The organism is uncultured Rothia sp., assembly GCF_937976295.1.
Taxonomy (GTDB): domain Bacteria; phylum Actinomycetota; class Actinomycetes; order Actinomycetales; family Micrococcaceae; genus Rothia.
Genome location: NZ_CALJRY010000144.1, coordinates 1 through 2,345, shown reverse-complemented (window position 1 = coordinate 2,345; position 2,345 = coordinate 1). Strand labels below are relative to the sequence as shown.

Sequence of the window (2,345 nt, the reverse complement as noted above, 5' to 3'; positions counted from 1 at the left end):
CCATCACCGACGATAGGAGCGTATTCTCTATGGATTCGACCATTTTCAATCGCCGTACCCTGCTGGGTAGCGGCGCACTTGTGGGCCTTGGCGCCCTGCTTGCAGCGTGCGGCCAGCAGGCAAATAACGAGGCGGCAGCTACTGCATCTGCAGCACCAAGCGAGACCGCTTCGGCTTCTGCGGTAGCTTCTGAATCTCCCTCGGCAAGTGCTACTCCGTCTACTGTCCGAGGCTACTCGGGTGGATCTAAGGCCCCCGACGGCGAGTACCGTAAGGCTGATTGGCAGGGACCTGCACAGAACGTACCCAAACCTCCTGCGCCCGAAGAGGGTTACCGCGAGAAGTCGATTTCTGGTTTGGAAAAGACCATTCGAGCTTGGGTTCTTCATGGAAACTACTCAATCCAGACGGGCGATTATTCCGTCACTAATACGTTTATTAGCCCTTCTTTCAAGGAAGAACTTGAGTTCGCAGACCGAATGACTTCTTTGTACGAAAAGGGCGGCTGGGTTATTGACGGTGTTCATAATTTTGTTGCCAATGGTGCGCCGTGGTCTGAGGATGGCGAGACCTACATTTGGCGCGCGTATAGGGAATGGGCTCGGGTTATGTACGTCCAGCCTGATGGTAGTTGGGAAAGCTTTGATAATAAAAAGGGCGCAAATAATATGTGGGATATTAAATTGCGCCACAACGGAAAAGCATGGCTAATCGAATCGACTACTTTGGTGGAAGAGTAAATATGAGACCCGTTAATAAAATTATCTCGTTAGCTATACTTGCAACGCTTACCAATTCTACTTATGCGTTCAGTGTTGAAGGAGAATTTGCATCATATTCTGAGTGCAAAGCCAATAACCCAAATTCAGTACAAGTCTGTGAGAAAATTTTTATAAATTCAGATTCTAACTCTTCATCAAAAACATCAACACACGGAAATGGTGAGAATTCTTCTGGTGGAAGCAGTGTACGAGCTTCAAAGGACGCGGCTCCTGTAGAGGAAGCAAAAGTAAAAGTCCACGAATGGGAAAAGAGCCACAACCCCAATGGTTTTGACGTCTACTCTTCTAAAAATACCCCCGGTGTCCTTTACTGCGTAACCCCGGGAGGAAAGGTTGGTATCTATAAACACACCAATCTCAGCCCGGAAACTGATGCAGGATTCATGGACCGCGGTCGCCCAGCAATGGGACTGAACAGCCCCAGTAGCGCCAGCTGCATCCCCTCAGACATCAAAGCTGTTCAGGACACTAAATCCAAGGCAAACGACGGCCCCACCTGGGAGCAAATGATGGCGCAAATCATTGAGGCCGCCCAGTCGCTAGAGCCAGGCAAGCCAACCCTCCACCAGTCCTATAACAACCCCGCAGGCACTGGTAGGGCAGAAGGCGACCCCAACGTCTACAAGGGCGACCAGATCAACTTCTACGTCGACGACGGAGGCCCCTACCGCCTCGAAGCAGACATGCTCGCCGGACACGTCGAAATTGAGCTCATGCCCTCCTCCTATGTCATCGAGTACGGCAACGGTGACCAGGCAACCAACTACACGGCTGGTCGGCCCGTGACCACCTACCCTCGTGAGCGTCCGCGTCAAACGGATACCAGCTACGCCTACCAGCGTTCTGGTAACTTCCACGCGTACGCGACCGTGCATTACACGGCTCGTTTCCGTGTGGACGGCGGCCCGTGGCAGATGATGATGGTGACCCCGCAGGCGACCAGTGACCCGCTACTGGTGCGTGTGTGGTGGGTTGATGTGGGCCGCGTAGCAGGTGACTGCAGCTACGACGACACTCGTTGGGGCTGCAAGAACGATCCCACTATGGGTAAGAAGGATAATCCGAACCCGCGCCTGCGCAAGGCCGACATCCGCACCGGCCAGCGCTGGCACCTGAACGACAATGGTGACGGGGATACAGAGTATTCGTTGCACCGCGACTGGCCTGATATGTAAACCAGATCCAACCCAATATATAGATAACCACAGCAGGCGGCCTCGAATGTTTGAACGTTCAGGGCCGCCTGCTTTTTAGGCCGAGGTTTTCGATAGGTTAGTGTCTTTGGTCGTAGTTAAAAACCATGGCAGAAGACACTAAACCATGGCACAAATTCTGCATACGCGGCGCCTCCACACAGGTGAAAATTCGGTCATGACTTAGCGATTTCGGTCATGACTTAGCGTCTTTGGTAATGGGTAAAACCCCAGCCTGAAGTCACTAACCCATTACCGAAAAAGCTAAACCATAACCGGCTCCCGCCCATCAATCTGGCGCATCCGGGGCTGCCTGCTTTTTAGACCGAGGTTTTCGATAGGTTAGTGTCTTCGCCGTGGGTCTTTAACC

2 protein-coding genes are annotated in these 2,345 nt (G+C 52.5%); both read left to right on the top strand.

The features are described from left to right. Positions 1–29 precede the first annotated feature (29 nt). Positions 30–740 (top strand): DUF6318 family protein, encoded by a 711-nt coding sequence (locus Q0216_RS03800; RefSeq protein WP_298593054.1) that lies wholly within the window; start codon positions 30–32, stop codon positions 738–740. A gap of 425 nt (positions 741–1,165) precedes the next feature. Beyond that, entirely contained in the window at positions 1,166–1,957 is a 792-nt protein-coding gene (locus Q0216_RS03795) for a hypothetical protein (RefSeq protein WP_298593052.1), read from the top strand. Positions 1,958–2,345: the final 388 nt, after the last annotated feature.

Excerpts from the sequence above, each read along its gene's own strand:
- Q0216_RS03800 (WP_298593054.1), top strand. The coding sequence starts at position 30 with ATGGATTCGACCATTTTCAATCGCCGTACCCTGCTGGGTAGCGGCGCA.
- Q0216_RS03795 (WP_298593052.1), top strand. The coding sequence starts at position 1,166 with ATGGACCGCGGTCGCCCAGCAATGGGACTGAACAGCCCCAGTAGCGCC.